This window comes from Endobacterium cereale (assembly GCF_009617585.1).
GTDB classification, from domain to species: domain Bacteria; phylum Pseudomonadota; class Alphaproteobacteria; order Rhizobiales; family Rhizobiaceae; genus Neorhizobium; species Neorhizobium cereale.
Genome location: NZ_WIXI01000048.1, coordinates 233,141 through 253,717 on the forward strand (window position 1 = coordinate 233,141; position 20,577 = coordinate 253,717).

At 60.5% G+C, this 20,577-nt stretch carries 16 protein-coding genes and 1 pseudogene; 3 read left to right on the forward strand and 14 right to left on the reverse strand.

Going from position 1 to position 20,577, the window contains the following annotated elements; all coding sequences use genetic code 11:
• The first annotated feature begins 10 nt into the window (after positions 1-10).
• Entirely contained in the window at positions 11-1,459 is a 1,449-nt protein-coding gene (tagF, locus tag GAO09_RS21410) for a type VI secretion system-associated protein TagF (protein WP_153357269.1), read from the forward strand.
• The gene (locus GAO09_RS21415; protein WP_153357272.1) at positions 1,449-2,345 is read left to right on the forward strand and encodes a serine/threonine-protein kinase; all 897 of its coding nucleotides are present in this window, start codon (positions 1,449-1,451) and stop codon (positions 2,343-2,345) included. The genes tagF and GAO09_RS21415 overlap by 11 nt, the downstream gene beginning before the upstream one ends.
• 22 nt (positions 2,346-2,367) lie before the next feature.
• Here the strand turns inward: GAO09_RS21415 and GAO09_RS21420 are convergent, their stop codons facing one another.
• The 6 genes from GAO09_RS21420 to GAO09_RS21445 form a co-directional block, all read right to left on the reverse strand.
• Positions 2,368-3,507 (reverse strand): polysaccharide biosynthesis/export family protein, encoded by a 1,140-nt coding sequence (locus GAO09_RS21420; RefSeq protein ID WP_153357275.1) that lies wholly within the window; start codon positions 3,505-3,507, stop codon positions 2,368-2,370.
• A gap of 204 nt (positions 3,508-3,711) precedes the next feature.
• Positions 3,712-4,767, reverse strand: a complete 1,056-nt coding sequence (locus GAO09_RS21425; protein WP_153357278.1) for an Ldh family oxidoreductase — start codon at positions 4,765-4,767, stop codon at positions 3,712-3,714.
• A 76-nt stretch (positions 4,768-4,843) separates the two neighbouring features.
• Positions 4,844-6,364 (reverse strand): ABC transporter substrate-binding protein, encoded by a 1,521-nt coding sequence (locus tag GAO09_RS21430; RefSeq protein ID WP_153357281.1) that lies wholly within the window; start codon positions 6,362-6,364, stop codon positions 4,844-4,846.
• Positions 6,365-6,557: 193 nt separating this feature from the next.
• On the reverse strand, positions 6,558-7,463 hold the full coding sequence (locus tag GAO09_RS21435; RefSeq protein WP_153357284.1) for a 5-dehydro-4-deoxyglucarate dehydratase: 906 nt from the start codon (positions 7,461-7,463) through the stop codon (positions 6,558-6,560).
• 22 nt (positions 7,464-7,485) lie between these two features.
• Positions 7,486-9,003 carry an aldehyde dehydrogenase (NADP(+)) gene (locus GAO09_RS21440; protein WP_153357286.1) on the reverse strand — a complete coding sequence of 506 codons (1,518 nt, stop codon included), beginning with the start codon at positions 9,001-9,003 and terminating at the stop codon, positions 7,486-7,488.
• Between the two features lie 125 nt (positions 9,004-9,128).
• Positions 9,129-10,319 (reverse strand): L-talarate/galactarate dehydratase, encoded by a 1,191-nt coding sequence (locus GAO09_RS21445; RefSeq protein ID WP_153357289.1) that lies wholly within the window; start codon positions 10,317-10,319, stop codon positions 9,129-9,131.
• Positions 10,320-10,497: 178 nt separating this feature from the next.
• On the opposite strand from GAO09_RS21445, the gene GAO09_RS21450 reads away from it, so the two are divergent.
• A complete protein-coding gene (locus tag GAO09_RS21450) occupies positions 10,498-11,217 on the forward strand; it encodes a GntR family transcriptional regulator (RefSeq protein WP_153357292.1) in 720 nt (239 codons plus the stop codon).
• 205 nt (positions 11,218-11,422) lie between these two features.
• Here GAO09_RS21450 and GAO09_RS21455 read toward each other — a convergent pair whose 3' ends face one another.
• The 8 genes and pseudogenes from GAO09_RS21455 to GAO09_RS21490 form a co-directional block, all read right to left on the reverse strand.
• Entirely contained in the window at positions 11,423-12,370 is a 948-nt protein-coding gene (locus tag GAO09_RS21455; protein ID WP_153357295.1) for a 2-hydroxyacid dehydrogenase, read from the reverse strand.
• The gene (locus tag GAO09_RS21460; RefSeq protein ID WP_153357297.1) at positions 12,367-14,001 is read right to left on the reverse strand and encodes an ABC transporter ATP-binding protein; all 1,635 of its coding nucleotides are present in this window, start codon (positions 13,999-14,001) and stop codon (positions 12,367-12,369) included. Before GAO09_RS21460 ends, GAO09_RS21455 begins: the two co-directional genes overlap by 4 nt.
• Positions 13,994-14,923, reverse strand: a complete 930-nt coding sequence (locus tag GAO09_RS21465) for an ABC transporter permease (RefSeq protein WP_209018783.1) — start codon at positions 14,921-14,923, stop codon at positions 13,994-13,996. The genes GAO09_RS21460 and GAO09_RS21465 overlap by 8 nt, the downstream gene beginning before the upstream one ends.
• A gap of 3 nt (positions 14,924-14,926) precedes the next feature.
• A complete protein-coding gene (locus GAO09_RS21470; RefSeq protein ID WP_153357303.1) occupies positions 14,927-15,841 on the reverse strand; it encodes an ABC transporter permease in 915 nt (304 codons plus the stop codon).
• 670 nt (positions 15,842-16,511) lie between these two features.
• The gene (locus GAO09_RS21475; protein WP_153357305.1) at positions 16,512-17,120 is read right to left on the reverse strand and encodes a J domain-containing protein; all 609 of its coding nucleotides are present in this window, start codon (positions 17,118-17,120) and stop codon (positions 16,512-16,514) included.
• A 95-nt stretch (positions 17,121-17,215) separates the two neighbouring features.
• Positions 17,216-17,508: pseudogene (locus GAO09_RS21480) on the reverse strand (IS3 family transposase); the annotation flags it as partial.
• A 219-nt stretch (positions 17,509-17,727) separates the two neighbouring features.
• The gene (fhuB, locus tag GAO09_RS21485; RefSeq protein ID WP_153357308.1) at positions 17,728-19,695 is read right to left on the reverse strand and encodes a Fe(3+)-hydroxamate ABC transporter permease FhuB; all 1,968 of its coding nucleotides are present in this window, start codon (positions 19,693-19,695) and stop codon (positions 17,728-17,730) included.
• Positions 19,692-20,573, reverse strand: a complete 882-nt coding sequence (locus GAO09_RS21490; protein WP_235938368.1) for an iron-siderophore ABC transporter substrate-binding protein — start codon at positions 20,571-20,573, stop codon at positions 19,692-19,694. The genes fhuB and GAO09_RS21490 overlap by 4 nt, the downstream gene beginning before the upstream one ends.
• Between the last annotated feature and the right edge of the window lie 4 nt (positions 20,574-20,577).

Here is a 20,577-nt window from a genome sequence, read left to right on the forward strand (position 1 = left end):
GACGCCGATCATGCCGCCACGTTCCGCTCTCGATCCGGTCAGTATGGAGGCCGACCGGATCGGCTTTTTTGGAAAGCTTCCAAGCCACGGAGATTTTGTCTCGACCGGCCTTCGCCGCTCGGTTCAGGATGCGCTTGATGCCTGGTTGCAGGCCGGCATCGCCAAGGCACACCATCATGCCGGCGAAAACTGGGAGCAGATTTTTCGCAACATGCCCGCATGGCGGTTTGTTGCAGAGCGTGGCGTATGGGGGCCGGTCACGGTTGCCGGCGTCATCGTGCCCAGTCGCGACCGGGTGGGCAGAAGTTTTCCGCTGGTCATCACCGCGCAATTGCACGAATTTGCCGATGACACGCGAAAACTCTGCCTGGATGAGACATGGTTTTTGGCGCTGGAAGCACTTGCCGAAACGGTTTCCCGCCGCGACTTTGAGCTGGACACGTTTACCGCCAGTCTGAAACGCCTTCGGCACCTGCGCCCGTCGGACCAGCATTTCGAACAGCGCGCCGGCAGAAGTCAACGACCGGACACACTCTGGTGGCGTTTGGACCCCGTTGATCGACAGAACAAGGGGTTCCGCAGTGGTGGCGCACCGCAGCCGACCGATTTTCTGGAACTCTTGATGGCAGGCATGGAAGCGTCGGGACCTTCGCAAGCCGAACCGCTCGCCGAGCCAATGGGGGAGCCGGCGGTCGCTTCGGTGCAGCCGCAACCGCCTGCCGCTGCCAATGTCAACAGGATAGAACCAGAGCCTTCGCCCCAGCCGGTTGCTGAACATCGTAACTTTCGACTGCGACACGACAAGGCCAGCCATGTCGGCACGCGTCTGAGCCTGAATGCCGACGCCGTTCTGGCACAGCATACACCCTTCCTGTTTGCAGTGGCCGATGGTGTCGGTGATGGCAACGAGGCTGTCGAGGCAAGCCGCCAGACCATCGCCATGCTGGCCGATACCGCACCGCAGGACACGATCGAAAGCCTTGTGCAGGAAATGAAAGGCAAGCTCGGCCGCGCCAATGGCGTTCTGCAATCGACCGGCGGCTCCTGGGGACGCAAGTCGCCGAGCGCCAGCCTTGTCTCGCTCGGGATTGTCGAGGATCGTTTTGCGCTGATCTGGGCCGGTGATGCGCGCGCCTATCTGCTGCGCGACGGCATGATGCGCTGCCTCACACGCGACCATGTGTCGGTTGGTCTTCGCCGCTCCCTTGCGCGCGCCATCGGGCTTGCGGCACAGCTTTCACCCGAAGTTCTGCAGGATGAATTACAGGCCGGTGATCGTTTTCTTCTTTGCAGCCATTCGCTGTCGCGGGTCATACCCGAACGGGGTATCGCCGAAATCCTGCTGTCCGGCGATATCGACGACATTGCCAACACGCTGATCCAGGAAGGCCTGATCGCCGATTGCCGCGAAAACCTCAGCGCCGTCGTGATCGATGTGAAGGATGGCAATGGCCGGTAATCCGGGTTTCGCCGACATCCAAAAGCGTTTTGCCGACCTCTGGCAGAGCCTTGTCCACGATGACGGCGGACGACGCAGCGACGAGGATCGTCGCATGCTTACCGATCGCGTGCGCGACGCACTGGATCGCGGTGACAGCCGCCTGCGTGAAGCATCGGTCGAGATCGTCGGCAATACGTTCGTTATCGAAGAACGGTCGGCTGGTGGCAGATTGGCTGAAGTTTCCCGCACCCGCCATCGTGATCTGGGCTCACTGCATGCCGTGAAGACGGTTCATTCCAACCATTCGGACGATCCGATCGCTCGACGCATGCTGTTGCAGGAAGCGGAAATCGGGCTGGCCTTGCGTCATCCGCATATCGTCCACACGCAGGCGCTGTTGCGGCTGGACGATGGTCGCCCGGCCCTGGTGCTGGAATGGTGCGAACACAATCTCGCAGATCGACTTCGATCGACCATAAACTCGCTCGACGACGTCCGCCGGATCATGACAGCCATGCTGGACGGCCTTTCGGCCGTCCATGATCGCGGCATCGTGCATTGCGATCTTTCCCCCGCCAACATCCTGTTCACAGGGCCAATGCCTGAAGACTTGAGAATAGCCGATTTCGGCGTCGCACTGCGTATCGGGGAGGCGCATCGAAATCTGGATATCGCCTTTGCCGGTCATCCCGACTTTGCGGCACCGGAGCAGAAGGATGGTGTGGCGATCGATCACCGCGCCGATCTGTTTGCAGCAGGCCGTATCCTGTCTCTCATGCTGCGAAACTGCGGCGATGCCGATGCGATCGACCTTCACGCCCTCGCCGGCCGTCTTTCCCAGCCACTACCGCAAGACAGGCCTGAAAATGCAAAGGCCGCCTTGCAGATGCTTGGCGGCCTTTGAAATCAGCGTCGTTTGGTCTTGATCAGTTCGCACCCGGCAGCGGCGCAGCCGCAGTTGCCACACTCTTCTGGTAGATGGTGAAGAGTTTTGCGAAATCGACCATGCCGGCATTGGTGGCATAAAGCATGTCACCCTTTGCCATCTGGAAACGCTGCATCAGCGCCAGATTGGAAATGTCCTTCATGTCGATGCGGTAGACGGCAGGCTTGTTCGCAACGCTGTAGGTGGTGACAAGCTTCTGCTTTTCAGCAGCGCTCGGCAGCGGCTTGTAAACCGTTTCGTTGCGCAGCAGATAAACGTTGCGGGCATTGGCGCGATCATCCAGAAGACCACCGGCGCGGCCGAATGCCTGCGCCAGCGTCAGCTTGCCCGGCTCGAATTCGAACTCGCCAACGCTCTTGAAGGCGCCGAATGCGGTGAAGGTCGGAGAATCCTTGCCGACAAAAATCTGATCTTCCGGCAGAAGATAGACGTTCTGGGCATTGTCGTTCATCAGGCGCTGGATCGGCGCGCTGGCCTGCTGGCCGCCGCGAATAAGCGTGACCGTGGCAGAACCCGGGGCCGAGGACGAACCGCCGGCAAGGGCGATAGCATCGAGCACGCGTTCCTTGCGGGCCGTCAGCGGGAAACGACCAGCTGAGCGGACATCGCCATTGACAGTGAAGCCGGTCGACGGCTTGTCGACCACGGTGACGACGGCCTGCGGATTAACGGCAGAGCCCTTGAGGCCGCTGACGATGCGCGATTGCAGCGCTTCCGGCGAGGATTCCAGCACGCGCTGGCGGCCGACAAACGGCATCGTGACCGTGCCGGCGGAATCGACCGTGAACTTGCCGAGATTGAGCGTCTTGCTCTGGGTGGAGGAGAACATGCCCTCTTCACCGGTATCAAGGATGGTGACCTCGATGACATCGCCACGACGCAGTCGCTGATCGACATAACCACCCGAGCGCATGCCCGCGAGACCGAGATCGGTTGGCGCGTAGGACATCGGCTGCGTGATCGGCGGCGCCATCGGCGCATCGGCCAGACGGGTGACAGGGACACGTTCTTTGGTAACGGGATCAACGGTATTGTAAAAAGCGCCAGCGCCCGGGCCATCGGAAGGACTGGCGCATGCGGTCAAAAGAGCTAAAACAACGAAGGGCGCAAGCTTCCGCATCACGTATCCTTGAATAAAAGAATCGGTTCAACGATAAGTATCAGCGAGGTTTGACGCGGCAACACTTCAAGCGGGAAAAAACCAATTGTGACCGTTTCGCGGCCGGGGTTGTGACTTATCCGCAACGCGCCAGAGGATAAGCAGGGTAAAAGCCGCAATAGTTTTACCCTGTACCAGACGGACCATCCGTTTTCCGGAATGTTTTCAAGCAAATACTGATGGAATATCGATGTCCAGACGCTGCGCGTCGCGACCCAGTTTTTCCCAGGCGACATCACCCACCGGCACACCCTTTTCAAGGGCGACGCGGCGCTTGCGGGCGGCACTGTCTCCCGGCATGCGCACCGGGCCATTGTTCCATGCCGCCGGCGGATTGGTGCGGCAGGCATCGCTCAGAAAGTCCGATTGAGCTGTGAAGGCATCGAGGCCTGCAAAAAATTCGGGATCGATGACCTGCAGGAAGGCACTTTGCGAAAAGATGCCGGCAGGCGCATTGGCGCGGCCCTTGCCGGAAAGCCCCTGCCCCAGCAGTTCGACGATCAGTGCAAGGCCAAAACCCTTGTGACCCTTCAACTGCCCGCCAAGCGGCATCATCGTGCCGCCATGCTCCGTCACCTCACGCGGATCGTCGGTCGGTTCGCCAGAGGCTGTCAGTGCCCAGGCCTCCGGAAATTTTTGACCAGCTTTGGCCAGCGTCTGCGTCATTGTCGTTGTGGTGATCGAAGCAGAGACATCGATCAGGATCGGGTCGGCAGATGTCGGAAAACCTGCAGCCATCGGGTTTGGCGTCAAAAGCGGTTTCGTGCCGCCATAAGGTGCAACGCGGCTTGCAGCGGGGTGCGACACCGAGATCTGTACGATCAGCCCGCGCTCCGTTACCTGCCGCATGAAGGCGGAGAGCGCGCAGGTATGGTGACAGTTGCGGATAGCGGCGGTGACGACGCCATATTGGCCGACACGATCACAGGCCTGATCCAGCGCTTCGGATAAAAGCCATGCCCCCGGCAACGACTTGCCGTCCCAGACGAAAGCGGCACCGCGGTCGTTGACCACTTCATAATCGCCGCTTTTTGCAAGCGAACCGTCTTCCAGCGCCTCGACATACCAATGCAGAAGGCTGACGCCATGGGTTTCGTGGCCGATCATGTCGCCCTCCACTAGAATGGCAGCGGTGGCTTTCGCCTTGTCGGCTTCCATGCCGGCGCGGGTTAGCATGTTTTGGGCAAAATCGGTCAGGGCGGCGCGTTCGATCAGCGGCATCGGTACATCCATGGTCTGTTTGCGGAAGTGGAACGGACCGCGCGCAAAAACGCGGCCCACTTCATTCAGGTCATGATCACTTGAAGCGGATCTGCGAAAGCTGCAGTTCCGAATTGGTCGCGATCGTCGGTTTGAAATCCAGACGCTTGGAAACGCGGGTAAAACCGACCATGTGGAACATCGGGATATCGGCGATGATCTCGGTATTGACCTTGGCAAACAGCTCTTTCCAAAGTTTTGCACGCTCGTCGCCGGTGGCAGCGGTTGCCTTGGAGATCAGGTCATCGACCGCCGGATCACGCACCATCGAGTGCGAACCGCCGGACGCGTATTTGACGAAGGCGGTAAAGACCGGGTCACCGGTGGCATTGTCATGCTGCGACTGGGTCAGCGTCGGACCGGAGTCCTTGACGAAAGGCGCGACAAAATAACCGTTCCAGACGGATACGTCATACATATCGAGCTTGACGTTGAGCCCGACCTCCTGAAGCATCGCCATGATCGCTTCCATGGTCTCGGTGGCATTCGGATATTGCCCGTTGCGCCCGATGATACGGATCTCGCGGTCGACCGGCACGCCATCGGCCTTTGCCGCTCCCACCAGTTCCTTTGCCTTTTCCGGATCGTAAGGCCAGGCCGGGATATCCGGATTGTAACCGATCGTGGTCGGCACCACGAGATGGGTGGCGATCTTGGCCTCGGCCGGGAACAGCGTTCCGAGCATGGCCTGCCGATCGATGGCAAGGTTCATCGCCTCGCGAATGCGGCGATCATTGGTGGGCGCTTCACGCGTATCGATGCGCAGCGATGTTGTTTCCGAGTTCGGATAGGCGAAATCGGTTTCCTTGTTGGTGGCATCCTGCACGGCGACGGCCGGCACGATATCGGCCTCACCCGCTTCAACCATGGCTGCGGCAACGGCGCTGTCGGAACGGAACAGATAGGTTGCCTGCTCCACCTGCGGCTTCTCGCCCCAATAGTTCGGGTTGCGCTTCAGCACGATATTCTGGCCGACAGTCCATTGATCGAACGTATAAGGTCCGGTGCCGATGGGCTTGCGTGTGTATTCATCCGCAGGCGTTGCCTCAGCGGATTCCATCGGGATGACGGTCATCAGCAGCGGCAGGATCGGCTGGGCGGGTTTTGTGGTGATGCGGATGGTGTTTTCATCCGGGCTTTCGAAGGAGAATTCGGTGCCGCCGAGATATTTGCCACCGACTTCGCAGGTGATCTTCTTGTTCTTGTTGCGCTCCAGCGTGAACTGCACATCCTTGGCGGTGAACGGCTTGCCGTCATGCCATTTCACATTCGGCCGCAGCTTGAATTCCCAGGTCGCGTCGTTGATCTGTTTCCACTCGGTGGCAAGACGCGGTTTGAGCTGGCTGTTGGCGTAATCGAACTCGACCAGCATTTCGTTGACGTTCTGCGAGATAACGCGGCCGACGTCCTGGCGGGCGGCCATACAGGGCTCGACCACATCCACGGTTTCGGCCAGAACGACGGTGACGTTCTTCTTGGCGTCCTGCGCCAAGGCGGGGCTACAGGCCAGGGCGATCATTGCCGTGGACAGGCAGGCAGTTGTGATGGGCAGTTTCATGTCAGTCTCCTCCCAAGCGCGTTAAGCGCGGTTTGCAGTGAATGGCATTCCTTTTTGTCAACGGCCTGCTGGCGGCTCCTCTTCGCCAGCAATCCCGATTACGGCACATAAACACTAATGCATGAGCGTGTTTTGCATGACGCCCGCAGCATTGGCCGGGCGGGCAAACGAACCCGCCCGGCAATTCGAAAATTCAGTTCGCCGAGGCGATCAGTTCGCGCATCATTTCGACCTCTTCCTCGGTGAGATCGACCAGCGGCGCGCGCACCGGGCCGGCTTCGAAGCCGCGCAGGCGAACCCCCGCCTTGATGGCGGAGACCGCATAACCGGCCTTGCGGTCACGAATGCGGGCAAACGGGTAATAGAAATCCCGCAGCAACTGCTCGCAGGTGGCATCGTCACCGGCGGTAAAGGCGGCGTGGAATTTCAGCGCCGTTTCCGGCACAAAATTGAAGACAGCCGACGAATAGGTGGGCATGCCGGCCCCGCGATAGGCCTGCGCGAACAGTTCATGTGTGGGCATGCCGCCGATATAGGAAAGCCGGTCGCCAAGCGCGACGGTGACACGGCGCACGGTGTCGATGTCGCCGGTGCCATCCTTGAAACCGATCAGGTTGGGGCATTCGTCGGCGAGTTGCGCCAGCTGTTCGGCGGAAACGCGGGCCTGACCGCGATTATAAACGATGACGCCCATATTGGTGGATTTGCACACTGCGCGCACGCGGGCGGCGATGCCTTCGGCCGGTGCTTCAGTGAGGTAATGCGGCAGAAGCAGAATGCCGTCACCGCCGGCCTTTTCGATTTCCTTCGCCATATCACAGGCGATCCGCGTGCCATAACCGCAACCGGCGATGACAGGTGCATCACCGGAAACGGCGCGGGCGGTCTTCACCACATCCACGACCTCACCCGGCGTCAGCGAAAACAGTTCCCCCGTACCGCCGGCCACGATCAGGCCGGCGACGGGGTAAGAAGACAACCATTCAAGATGTGCCGAGAACGGTTTTGCGGCAAACCGGTCTTCCGCGTCGAAAGATGTGACGGGGAAGGATAGAAGGCCGTTGCGTATGATTTCTCGCAGGTCGTTCGGGGCAATCATGGTTGTCTCCTCCTCAAAAAGTTCAGTCTCTCAGATCTGCCGGCAGCAGGGCCTCCGGGAAATTCTGGTAGGATACCGGGCGCAGGAAGCGGCGGATCGACATCGTGCCGACGCTGGTGGCGCCAAAGTTGGTGGAAGCCGGGTAAGGGCCGCCATGCACCATGGAATCCACCACCTCGACACCGGTCGGGAAACCGTTGACCAGCACGCGGCCGGCCTTGCGTTCCAGAACGGGAAGAAGCGCCTGTGCGAGACCGAGGTCGCTGTCGTCCATGTGCATGGTGGCGGTGAGCTGGCCGGCGAATTTTTCCGCCAGATTGACCATCTCTTCGGTCGAGCCGACACGCACGACGAGACCGAGCGGACCGAACACTTCTTCGCCAAGAGCATGATCGGCAAGCCAGGTCGCACCGGTGGTTTCGAACAGGTTCGGGCTGGCCTGACGACCATTGCTTTCGACATTGAGAACCGGCGACACGGCATTGCTGGAACGCATGCGCTCGACGCCTTCGTGATAGGCCGAAGCGATGCCGTCGGTCAGCATGGTCTGGGCCGCGACCTTTTCAAGACCGGCCTTGGCGGCGGCAACGAATTTATCGGCTTCCGGACCTTCGACGACAACTGCGATGCCGGGATTGGTGCAGAACTGGCCGGCACCCATGGTGAGCGAACCGGCCCAACCGCTGCCGATCGCTTCACCGCGCGCCGAGGTGGCGGCAGGCAGCAGGAACATCGGGTTGACGCTGCCGAGTTCACCAAAGAACGGGATCGGTTCAGGACGCTGGGCGCAAAGGTCGAACAGCGCGCGACCACCGGCAAGCGAGCCGGTGAAACCGACGGCCTTGATGGCCGGATGGGTCACGAGACCGGTGCCGACATCACGGCGACCGCCCTGGATGAGGCTGAACACACCGGCCGGCATGCCCGTCCGCTCGATGGCGGCGGCAATGGCTTCGGCGATGATTTCACCGGTGCCGGGATGGGCGGAGTGGCCCTTGACGACGACCGGGCAACCGGCGGCGAGAGCGGCAGCCGTATCACCACCGGCCGTGGAGAAGGCGAGCGGGAAATTGGACGCGCCGAACACGGCGACCGGGCCGATCGGACGCTGAACGAGACGGATTTCCGGGCGAGCCGCCGGCTGGCGATCCGGCTGAGCGGCATCGAAGCGGGCATCGAGATGGGCACCCTTGCGGATATGGTCGGCAAACAGTTTCAGCTGGCCGGTGGTGCGGCCACGTTCGCCGTTCAGGCGACCTTCCGGCAGACCGGTCTCCTGCGTACCGATCAGGGTGACGGCCTCGCCGCGCTTGTCGATTTCTTCGGCAATGGCTTCGAGGAAAACGGCGCGTTCTTCACGCGATTTTGCCGAATAGGCGGCAAAGGCTGCTTCGGCGGCGCGGCAGGCCTGATCGACGAGATCGACGGTGCCGACGGCAAAATCATGCGCGGGGCCGTGCGCAGGTTCCGACTTGAATGTCGAGGTGCCGGGCGTCCACTGGCCGGCGATAAAATGTTTGCCCGTTGGGGTCCAGGTCATCAATGCTCTCCTTCCGAAGACTGGGCTTCGGTTTCCTCTGTATTGTGCGGACGAAGGCCTAGCATGCGGACGCGCCTTCATCCATGCCAAGAAACACTTACAGCGCCCTTGGAAAAAACCGGCCGTCAGCCACCGAAAGTTTGGGTCTCGACCGTCCAGTCGCGCGCCTGACCTGTCAGGCTGCAGCCAAGACCGGAACGGCCCGGCACGATCATGCGGCCATCCTTGATTTCCAGCTCTTCATTAAAGAGCGGCGCCAGCCAGTCGAAATGTTCGACCCATGGCTCATGGGCGTAAGCGGCGGCGAGATGAACATGGATTTCCATGGCGAAATGCGGCGCAAGCCGCATGCGCTTGGCTTCCGCCTGCGTGCAGATGCGCATGAACGGCGTGATGCCGCCGACGCGCGGCGCATCCGGCTGGATGAAATCGACCGCATCGGCGCGGATCAGCGCCATATGCTCTTCGGCGCTGGCCAGCATTTCACCTGTTGCAATCGGTGTTGCCAGTTCGCGCGCAAGTGCCGCATGACCTTCGGCGTCGTAGGCGTCGAGCGGTTCCTCGATCCATTCGAGATTGAGCGGCTCGACCAGCCGGCCAAAACGCAGCGCGGTGGTGCGATCCCATTGCTGGTTGGCATCGACCATCAGCGGCACGCGGCCATCGAGATGGGTGGTAATCGCATCGAGGCGGCGGATATCGACCATCGGGTCAGGCTGACCGACCTTGATCTTGATGCCGCCAATGCCCGATGCCAGCGAATGATCGATGGCGTCGCGGATTTCCTCAACGCTCGACGACAGAAAACCGCCCGAGGTGTTGTAACAGGCAACGCTGTCGCGATGGGCGCCAAGCAGTTTGGACAGCGGCAGACCTGCACGTTTGGCCTTCAGGTCCCACAGGCAGATATCGATGGCGGCAATTGCCTGCGTGGCGATGCCGGAGCGGCCGACCGAAGCGCCGGCCCAGCAGAGCTTGTCCCAGATGCGGGCATTGTCGTTCGGGTCCTCGCCAATCAGATTGTCGGCGATTTCGCAGGCATGCGCATAAAGCCCCGGACCACCGGCGCGCTTGGAATAACTGAAACCGAGACCGCTATGGCCGGCCTCCGTTGTGATTTCGCAGAACAGGAAAGCCACCTGCGTCAGTGGCTTCTGCCGGCCCGTCAGCACTTTTGCGTCGCTGATCGGACGCGCCAGGGGCAAATAGGCAAGCGAGAGTGTGACCGAGCGGATCGCATCCAGTTTGGACGGCCCGGCCGCGAAACCAGCCTTGGGCGGCTGGGCAGGGATCAGACGTTTATCGGGATTGAACATGGCTTCCTCCTCCGCTGTTCGCCGGTTCGGACATCTGCCGCAAAGTTGCAACGACAGACGACCGCCAGCACCCTTTTTTCAAACTAATATTTCAGTTAGACTCATATATCAATCGCAATTTTGCATTCTTGTGTATTAGCACCGCCATCGGTAAGAATGCCGGAAAAGGATTTGCCCCATGAATTCGCAGCTTGCCGCGACCTTTGGCCTTCCAGCACCCGGTTTTCCCGTTGCCGTCGGCGGCACGGTGCAGCGCGTCTATGACGACCTGCGCAAGCGTATCATCACCATCCAGCTGCCGCCGGACACAACCCTGTCGCGCGGCGAACTGACCGAGACCTACGAAGTCAGCCAGACGCCGATCCGCGAGGCGCTGCAACTCCTCAAGCAGGAAGGGCTTGTGCGCATCTATCCGCAGTCACGCACCGTCGTCACCCGCATCGATGTGCTGCAGATTTACGAAGCCCATTTTTTGCGCGTGGCGCTGGAGACCGAGGTTTGCCGCCGCCTTGCCGGCGATCCCGAACTCGACCCGGCCATCATCACGCGCGCCCGTTCGATCATCAAGATGCAGCGCGCCGTCGCGGACGATCCCGAACAGATCACCATTTTTCAGGAACTGGACGAGCTTTTCCACCAGACCCTGTTTGCCGGCGTCAAGCGCAGCAACCTGCACCAGCTGGTGCGCGAACGCTCCGGCCATCTGGAGCGTATTCGCCGCCTGCACCTGCCGGAAACGGGCAAAATCGTCAGCATTCTCGATGGCCACAACGCGATTGTCGAAGCGATTGCCGCCCGCGACGAACGGGCAGCGGTTGAAGCGATCCGCCAACACCTGAGCCGCACGGTCGCCAAGGTGGAAGACATGCGGAAAGAATTTCCGCATTACTTTATCTGAGGCAAGAATTTACCTGCCCCGCCTCCGGGAATAATGAACGTGAAGCAAAGTCCCCCTCTGGCCTGCCGGCCATCTCCCCCACAAGGGGGGAGAAAATTTGTAGCACTCATCTGCCTCAATTGGATCTAGGCAGAACGGCTGCGGTAAGCCCTCCCCCTTGTGGGGAGGGTTGGGAGGGGTCTTTCTTTCCTCCGCGATAGCCCGATCAATTCACCGGGGTCAGCAGCGGCTTGCCGGCAAAAAACGCATCGAGATTATCGACCGCCAGCTGCGCCATCCGTTCGCGGGTTTCTTCCGTGCCACTGGCGTGGTGCGGATAGAGCACGACGTTATCGAGCTTGGCGAAACGCGGATCCGGGTTCGGCTCGTTGAGATAGACATCGAGACCGGCCGAGGCGATGCGGCCCTCTTCCAGCGCCTTGATCAAAGCCGGTTCATCAACCACCGTACCACGCGCGATGTTGACGAAACTGCCGGCCGGGCCAAGCGCATCGAGAACCTCGGCGGAAATCAGGCCTTCGGTCGCAGCCCCGCCCGGTGTTGCCGCGATCAGCACATCAGCCCATTCAGCCAGCTTCACCGGATCGTCGAAATAGGCGTAATCATTGCCGGATTTCGGGCTGCGGGTGTGATAACCGATCGTCAGGCCCACCGCCTCGCAGCGTTTTGCAATAGCAAGCCCGATCTGCCCGAGGCCGACAATGCCTGCCTTCTTGCCATAGGTGGAAGAGGTCAGCGGCATCATGCCCTTCTCTCCCCACTGACCCGAGCGGACATAGGCATCGCCCTGCGGCAGACGCCGGCGGGCCGCCAGCATCAACAGCAGCGCCATGTCGGCGACATCGTCGAGCAACACTTCCGATGTGTTGGTGAGCTTGATCCCACGCCGCGTCATCGCATCGACATCCATCTGGTCATACCCGGCGGATGAACACGAGGCGATTTTCAGCGCCGGCAGTTTCGAGAGGAAAGTGTCATCGACCGTGACGTGGCCATTTACCACCATCGCCGTGCAAACCGGTCCGGCCTTTTCGAAAACCGCCTCACGCTCCTCCCCCTTGGCAAGGTCCAGACGGTGCAGCGTGTAGCGCTCTTCCAGCATGTCCATCTGTTGGCTGCGGAGCGGATAGGCGACGAGAACATCGGGTTTCATGCGGGAACTAATCCTTCATTGATGCGACGAGCGCTGCGGCGGGCGGCCTGAACCTCGGGGTCGGGATCGAGGCTCGCGGCAAGCAGCGCCTGTGTATAGGGATGGCGCGGCGCATCGAAAATCTGCCGGACGGTGCCTTCCTCGACGATCTCGCCCGCCTTCATGACGATGACCCGATCGGCAAAATCGCGAACCACCGGCAGGTCGTGCGCAATGAAAAGATAGGACAGGCCGAACTCCCGGCGCAAGCCATCCAAGAGCGCAATCACCTGTGCCTGAATGGAAACATCGAGCGCCGAGACCGCCTCGTCGCAAACGATCAGCTTTGGCTCCATGGCAAGCGCCCGGGCAATGGCGATGCGCTGGCGCTGGCCACCGGAGAACTGGTGCGGATAACGCTCTGCCATATCCGGCTTGAGACCGACCTTAACCAGTAGCTCGGCCACCCGCTCCTTCCACTTGGCCTTGGGCAGGATATCGGGATGGATGACCCAGGCCTCCGAGATCAGCCGGAACACGCTCATGCGCGGATTGAGCGATTGCGTCGGGTCCTGAAACACCATCTGCAGATCGCGGCGCAGGCCGAACACTTCTCTCGGCGACATGGCCAGAAGATCGTTGCCGCGATAGAAAACCTGCCCCTCCTGCGGATCATCAAGACGAACGATGGCACGCGCCAAAGTCGATTTGCCCGAGCCGCTTTCGCCGACCACGGCGACGGTTTCGCCGGGCATGATCGAAAAATCGACGCCCTTCAGGGCGTGGAAAGCACCATAGGTCTTTTTCAGACCGACCGCCTTCAAAAGCGGTTCGCCCTGCCGTTCGCGCTCGGCCGGAATATCACCCTTGCCGGGCGCGGCATCGATAAGCTTTTTCGTATAGGCGTGTTGCGGATTGCGATAGACTTCAGCGGCATTGCCGGTCTCGACGATATGGCCGGAATTCATCACCACCACCCGATCGGCGATTTCGGCGACGACACCGAGATCGTGGGTGATGAGCAGAAGACCCATTCCGGTTTCGCGCTGCAATTCTTCCAGCAGGGCCAGAACCTGCGCCTGTACGGTGACATCCAGCGCCGTCGTCGGTTCGTCGGCGATGAGAATGTCGGGTTTGCAGGCGATCGCCATGGCGATCATCAGGCGTTGCCGTTGTCCGCCGGAAAACTGGAACGGATATTTGCGCATTGCCGCTTCCGGCTCGGGAATGCCGACACGTTTCAGAAGCTCAAGTGCGCGCGCCGATGATTCCGCACCCGGCTTGCCGTGTGTTGTCATCATTTCGGCGATCTGCCAGCCGACCGGATAGACCGGGTTGAGATGAGCAAGCGGATCCTGAAAGATCATTGCGATCTTAGCGCCGTTGATCGCCCGCCTTTCCTCCGCCGTCATCTTCAGCATGTCGCGACCGTTGAAGAGGATCGTGCCGCTGGTGATTTTTCCCGGCGGCATGTCGATCAGGTTCATGATCGCCGACGCCGACACGGATTTGCCCGAACCGCTTTCGCCGAGAATGGCGAGCGTTTCGCCGCGATCCAGATACCAGCTGACATTCTGCACGGCCTTTACCGTGCCGGCCAGCGTGTGGAATTCGACCGAAAGGTCACGGACTTCAAGCAGATGTTCAGCCATGTTTGCGACCTCCCATTTCAAGGCGCCAGCGCTGCGTCGGATCGAGCGCAATGCGCAGCCAGTTGGACAGAAGATTGAGCGACAGGGTGGTGAGGATGATCGCCAGACCCGGCCAGAACGACAGCCACCAGGCATTGGTGAGGTAGGGCCTACCCTGCGCCACCATCAGGCCCCAGGTGATCTGCGGTGCCTGAATGCCGATGCCGAGAAACGACAGCGAGGATTCCGCCAGCATGACGAAGGCGAAATCGAGCGTTGCGATCGTCACCAGCGTCGGAAAGATCACCGGCAGGATGTGACAGAAGACGATGCGCCAGTGCGACGCGCCCATCACCTTTGCGGCCTGCACGAACATGCGCTCGCGCACTTCCAGCACTTCGGCGCGTGTGGTGCGCAGGTAGATCGGGATACGGGTAATGGCGAGAACCAGCACGATATTGGCGACCGACGGCTCCAGCATGTAGAGCACGATCACCGCCAAGAGCAGCGACGGAAACGACATGATGACATCGCCGAGGCGCATGATCCATTGCGCAGCCGATGCCCGGCTATACCCGGCAATCAGGCCGAGTGCCGTGCCGACGACCGAAGATGCAAGCACGGCAGCAGCGGCCACCAGCATGGTGTTTTGTGCTGCCACCACGACGCGGGCAAGCAGCGGACGCCCGAGCGCATCGGCGCCGAGGACATAAAGCCAGCCACGCGTGATATCGAAGGGCGGTGCGTTGCGGCCACGCAGGTTCTGTTTCGTCGCCACCGCATCGAGCAGCAGCGGACCGAACAGCGCACAGAGCACGACGATCAACAGGAAGAGCGCGGCAAAAAAGGCGAACTTGTCAGCCCACAGCATGGCGAACCAGCGGGCGATGGGTCCGTTCGATTTCTTGCGCTCAGTGAGAGTCTGGGTGTCTGTCATCGTCATCGCTCAATACCGGATACGCGGATCGAGCAGCGCATAAGCAAGGTCGATCAACAGGTTCATGATAAAAATCGCCAGTGCCGAGACCATGATGACGGCCAGCACGACGGCGAAATCGCGAAGAAGAATGCTGTCGATCATCAGCTTGCCGATGCCCGGAAAACCGAACACGGTTTCCACCACGACGGCACCATTGAGGATGGCGGCCGCCTGATCACCGATGACGGTAATCACCGGCAACATGGCATTGCGCAGACCATGCACAAAGATGATGGAGCGGGATTGCACGCCCTTGGCCCGCGCCGTCTTCACATAAGCCGAGGACAACACGCTGATCATCGAACCGCGCACGACCTGCAGGATGAGGCCGAAGGGGCGAATGAACAACACGGCAACCGGCAGCACCCAGTGCCAGACACTGCCGGTGCCGGATGTTGGCAGAACATGCAGGTTGACGGCAAAGATGACGATGGCGACGATCGCCACCCAAAAATCCGGGGCAGCGGCGCCGATCAGCGAAAAGAAGGTGGCGATACGATCGAACACGCCACCGACACGGAACGCGGCCAGCGATCCGATGACGATGGCGGCAATGGTGACCAGCACCATGGTGATGACGGCCAGCCAAAGCGTCCAGGTAAAAGCTTCCAGCACGACATCCATGGCGGGACGTGCCTGCCGCAGGGAATTGCCGAAATTGCCCTGCACGAGGTCCATCACATAACGGCCGAACTGCACGATAAGGGGATCGTTGAACCCGTGCATCTGGCGGAACTGGTCGCGCATTTCCTGTGTGGCATCGATGGGCAGGTAAAGATTGGTGGGGTCACCCGTCAGGCGCGACAGGAAAAACACGATGACGATAAGCACGATGAGGGATACGCCACTGGCGATCGCTCGTTTGCCGATGAAACTCTTCATGCCACTCCTCCCGGGTGATTGCATGCGGGCTGTGACACCCCGTTTCCATTTTCCCGCCGACATGGGCTTGGTCTGTCACCCTCCAGTGACGGACAAGCCGCATTCGCTCAGCGAAGGTCTCCACTGAAATATTAGTGCATCTAGAATTTTTGTGAACCGCTTTTTTTTGAAAATCGTCATATGTCGTCACGGGCCGCTGAAAAACAACCGTTGCGTCGTTTCTATTACCCATGAATTGAGCGATTTGACCCCAATAAGTGTGCGACGTCCCACCGAGTTACCACGCTGATGCGAAGCGGAAATTGGCCAATCAGTTTGGCCAGTCACGGCCAAACGAGCGCCTGTCTCTCCATTAACTTTGGTTCATACCTGGGGCATATGTTCAGCTTCGGACAGATCATCCGAGGTCGCCTTGACAACGTTGATAGCCAGTGTGGCGATACCTAGCGGTCTTTTTATCGCCGGGCGATCATCCCAACCGAAAATTGCGTTCGACCTTCAAACGGGGTGGTCCGATGTCTTTAAAAATGCATTCGATGATGACTTTGCCGACGGCCTTGATGGATGTCGGAGAAGCCGCTCTGGCCATCAGCGATTTCTTATCCGGCTCGACCGCCGCATACGCCATCGGAATCCAAATGTGCGGACCGCTCAGCCGTCGCTGTGAGGTTCAGCAGAAACCATTCAGCTTGAGGATCCTGTAAGCTTCGATCGATGCCTGGAGCTGACCCTCGGTATCTCGCTCACCCTGGTTTGCATCGGGATGATGCATCTTGAGCTTTTCCTTGTAGCGACGGCGGATATCTTCTGCGCTCGCGTCTTCGGCAAGACCCAGCGTTTCGAACGCGCGCGCTTCCAGAACCTTCAGTTTGCGTTTTTGCAGATCTGCTTTCTGCGCTTGGCGCTCTGCTGCGTTTTTGCGAGCATTCACTGCCTTGGCCGATCCCGAGCGTTGCGTCGAGGGCAGCGGCATTTCCGTAGCCGCGCGGGCAGCCTGCCCTTGCGTGACGCGCGCACCCGACACCGCTTCCTTCTGATAACGCGCTGTCGGTCCCTCGGATTGTCCAGTCGCGTAGTTGTACCCGGCATTATAGAGCCGCACATGCTCAACACAGAAAAGCAAATAGAGGCCCTCGCCATCACGCCCGACGGGCGCGCGATGTGTCCCGGCCTTTTCGCATCCGTCCCATTGGCATCGTGGCCCCGTAGTAGCTGGCGCGGGTCCCGCTTTCTTGCGGATCGGCTTGAGGCCGACAAAGATTTTGGAATCAGAGGTCATGGTGCCTCATACACCATATGTGGGCATCGTCATTCACATTGGCGCGACGACAGCAAAAAAATTGAATAGCCACGCGTTTCATAGACACCCCCGGGTTATATTTTCTGCTGCTTCTCGAACTCGATGGGCGACAGCATCCCGTCCCTGACGGGTTTATACCTTGGGCGGTAGAACATCTCGATGGAATCGAACACATCCAGGCGAGCTTCATCGCGCGAACGGTAGACCTTGCGGCGTATCCGCTCTCGCTTCAGAAGAAGCTCTCGGCCACCGCATTATCATGGCAGTTACCGCGTCGGCTCATGGAATGAACCAGATTGTGGTGCTTCAGGAACAATGCCCAGTCCATACTGGTGAACGGCGAGCCCTGATCGGAGTGATGGAAAACAGCCTTGTCGCGTGAGGCAGCTTGAAAGATTTGTCGAGCCAACGACCGCCATGGCGCAGATGCGCAACAAGATCATAACGATTGCCTCAATGCTACGGGACTGTCGTCAGGATCAGGGGGAGAGCGGACCTTCGCGCATACCGTCCCTTCATCATCCGGACGTGCCTGTGCGGCACACAAGGTCGTCGATCGCTAGCTAGTCACCGGAAGTGCGCCGCTTTACCGCTCGCCGCGCGCCACCAGCCAGATCAAATAGGGCGCCCCCACCAGTGCCGCGAACAGGCCGAGCGGCAGTTCATATGGAAACGTGGCGGTGCGGGCGCCAAAATCGGCAAAGGCCATGACGATAGCGCCAAGCACGAACGAGGCCGCCATGTGATCACCCGCGCGAACGAAACCGGCGCGAAGAGCGATATGCGGCGCGATCAGCCCGACGAAACTCAAGGGGCCGACAAGCAGCGAAGCCGCGCCTGTTGCCATGCCGCAGATGAGCAGAAGAACGACACGGCTGATTGGCACCGAGACCCCGAGCGAACGCGCAACAGGTGCGCCAAGCGGCAGGACCGTTAGCCAACGGGTGAAGAACAGCGAAACGACAAGGCCGACCAGGGCAATGCCCCCCAGCAGCATAGCGGTACCGGCCGTTGCCGTGGAAGCAGAACCGCCAAGCCAGGCCAGAATTTGCCAGGAGCGTTGATCGCCGATGGCCATCAGGGCGGCGAGCACCGACGAACTGAGCGAGCCGATGGCAATACCGGCGAGCAGCAGCTTGTCGGCAGGAAGATGCCGACGGCTGGCAAAAGCGAGCATCAGCACCATGACGAGAAGCGCACCCGCCCCTGCTCCGCCAAGCTGCGTCAGCGCCCCGCCCGTGGGCCAGAAGGTGAGTGCAGTGGCAAAGCCGAGACCTGCGCCACCGCTGACACCGATCACTTCCGGGCTTGCCATGGCATTGCCCGTCATGCGTTGCAGTATGGCGCCGGTCAGCGCCAGCAGGCCACCGGCAGCCGAGGCCGCCAGCAGGCGCGGCCAGCGCAATGACGCGAGATCGCGGATTTGCGTCAGGTCCAGCACCATCCAGCTCGTTCCGTCGCGGGCAACGGCAAGCGCCAGAACCACGATCGTGAGCCCTGCCAGCAGAAGAAAAGGCAAAGACTGCCGGAGCACCCGGGGCTTGGGGATCAAGGCCGACTTTTCATGCAGATCGGCGGTGCGCACACGCGGCAGCAGCCACAACAGTAGCGGACCGCCGATCAAGGCCGTGACGGCGCCGGTCGGAAAGGTTTCTCCGGCACTGGATGCGAGGAACTGCACGAGGCCATCACACAGAAACAACAGCAAGGCACCGGCAACGGGTGACACGGCGACGACCATGGCCGGCCGCCGGATACCCATGCCGCGCACCAGAGCCGGGGCGGCAAGACCGACAAAGCTGACAAGCCCGACCCCGGCCGCGACAAAACCGGCAAGGGCAGTGGCGACGGTGGCTACCGCGAAACGGATGCCGACGAGATTGACACCGAGCGAACGGGCGCCGGCATCCCCCAGGCCAAGCAGGAGCAGCGGACGCAGCAGCAAGGCGGAAAGAACGGCCGCGATGACGAATTCGATCGACAACGACTGGAACACCGACCAGTCCTGCTGCGAAAGCGAACCACCGTTCCAGGTGACGAGCGACATCAGATATTCGCCTTGTGCCAGCGTCAGCGCGGCGGAAAGCGCCGCCGCGGTAACGCCGACAAGGAGGCCCGAAACGACCATGGTGACCGGTTCGAAGGCACGTCGCGCTGCGAGCGCGAACACGATTGCCGCAGCGGTGCCAGCGCCGAACAGCGCCACGAAGGTGCGCTGCCCATCCAGAAACTCCGGAAAGAACAGCGTGGCGACAACGATGGCCAGTTGCGCACCGGCGGAAATGCCGAGCGTGGAGGGATCGGCTATCGGGTTGCGCAGCAATTGCTGCAAAAGCGCGCCGGACAAGCCGAGTGCGGCACCGGCGACAAGCGCCACGCCCGCACGCGGGAAGATACCGTAGAACAGAATGATCTCGTCCATCGACAGCGATGCCGACGACAGGAACATCTTGCCCCACAAGGCCAAAGGCAGGCGCAAACTTGCCTCATGCACAAAAAGGGCGACAGCGAACAGGGCCACGATGGCCGGAAAGATCCAGGCAAAACGTTTCATCGGGCCGCGCCTTCGGCCTGAAGTGCCTCGGCGAAAAGGCGGGCAAACCGCATGCCCGCCGTGACGCCACCATAGGGCGCGATATTGGGCAATTGCAGCACACGCCCCTGTCGCACAGGCTCCAGAGCATTCCAGATCATGCTGGAACGCAGGCCGCTGCGCGCCTCGACCGGAACATCTGAGATGATGACGATACGGGCATCCTTTTCAGCGGCGAGCTTTTCGATCGGCACCGGCGCCGCGAAAGTGAAACGCGAACGATCCGGCCAGGCATTTCTGAAACCGAGGCGCACAAGGATATCGCCGAACATGCTGTCGGAACCGAAGACACGCACATGCCTGGAATCGCCGACATTGACGAGATAGGTCGGGCGATCGGCGAAACCCGCCAGAGACTGCCGCATGGTTGCGAGTTGTTTCTGAACATCCGCTTCGACACTCATTGCCTCTTCGCTGCGACCCAGCCTTTCGCCAAGTGCCCTCACGGCGTTCAACGCCTTTTCGAACGGCGGCTCACCCTTGATATAAAAGGGTAACGACATGGTCGGCGCGATGGCGGACAACGTCCCTTCTTGGCGTGTGTAAAAAGGCGAGATCAGGATCAGGTCCGGTTTGACGAGATGCAGAAGCTCGAGATTGACCGAGCCGCGCAAGCCCAGATCGATGACGTCATCAGGAATTGCCGGCTCGACCGCATCCTTGCGGAACTGGATGAGTTCGGTGGCAGCAACCGGCATGATGCCGAGTGCCACCGAGGTTTCCAGCATGGCCCAGTCGATGGCGGCAATGCGCTGTGGTGCTCCGGCAGCCTTTGCATGGCCGGCAAGCAGCAACGCCGCGCTGCCCAGAAGGACACCGCGGCGGTTGAAAGACATCATATCA